The organism is Aquimarina sp. 433 (assembly GCF_054054605.1).
In genome coordinates, this window is record NZ_JBSWZK010000029.1 from 1 (window position 1) to 1,199 (window position 1,199).

Annotated in this window: 1 protein-coding gene; it reads right to left on the reverse strand. The window is 29.1% G+C overall.

What is annotated here, in order from left to right; genetic code table 11:
* Positions 1-7: 7 nt before the first annotated feature.
* Positions 8-985 (reverse strand): IS110 family RNA-guided transposase, encoded by a 978-nt coding sequence (locus ACWNT5_RS24200; protein WP_456518851.1) that lies wholly within the window; start codon positions 983-985, stop codon positions 8-10.
* Positions 986-1,199: the final 214 nt, after the last annotated feature.

Sequence of the window (1,199 nt, forward strand, 5' to 3'; positions counted from 1 at the left end):
CTGATTTCTATGACAAAACCAAATTGTTTTTATAAGCAGTTTGGTTTTTTATTATAGCAAAGATTCTATGAATAATTTTATTTCTCACTGCGTTAAGTACACTCATTTTATTTTTACCTTCTTTTACTTTTTTCACATAATATTTTCTTAGATCGTTGTCTAGTCTTATAGCGCTCATTGCAGCCAAGTGTAGAATACTTTTGAGTTCTTTATCCGCAAACATTGATAATTTGGGTTTTCGATATATAGAGGATCCTGATTGATATTCAAAAGGTACTACTCCAGCAAAACAAGCAAACTTTCTTGGGTTTGTAAATTTTGAAAAACCTTCTGTTTTCCCAATTACAGTCCAAGACAATACATTACCAACTCCAGGAATGGTTTTAATTAATTTTTGTTGATTTTTAAGTTTCTGATCTGATTCAATAATATCGTTTATTTTGTGTTCTATCTTTTTAATTTGTTTTTCTAAGGCTTTGACTTGTTGTTTATTTAAGGCTAACAATTCTTTATCCAATCCTAAGGTTTTCATTAGTTTATAATCATTCTGTCTAGCCAAAAGCTGTCTTTTGGTTTTGATTCTAGAATTACGCTCTGATAATAAAACCTTAAGACATTGAATATTCTTAGCAGTAGGTTGCCAAGCTGTAAGTTCTGCTTTGTTTTTCTGAACAAATTGACAAATTCTAAGAGCATCTATTTTATCGTTTTTACCTCTAACTAATCCTAAGCTTTTGCTTAAATGTAAAGGTGATATTACATATACTTCAAATGAAAACTGATCTAAGGCTTCATAGATATACCAGTTATATCTTCCTGTATTTTCCATAGCTATAATGGTATTTGTATCATCATACGCTTTTAAAAATTTCACAATACTTTTAACCTTGTTTTCAATCGTAGCATAATGAACTTGTTTATGCTCAATAACACTCAAGTCTAATGTTCTACTACTTACATCAATACCAATAACTGTCTTTTTCATAACTTTGTTTTTAAGTGAAAATGAATAGAGAAAATTCATCAATTGCTTAACTCCTTGATAATAGGTATTACCTAAATTTCTATATGAGCCTTTTGATGAAAAGGGAAACAAAAGTCTAAATCAGCTTATAAGTCTTAAAACTTAGAGCCTTGTCATAGGTTACTTTTGTTTCCTTTCTCTTTCATAAATATCTAAAAAACAAATCTAAAGGAGC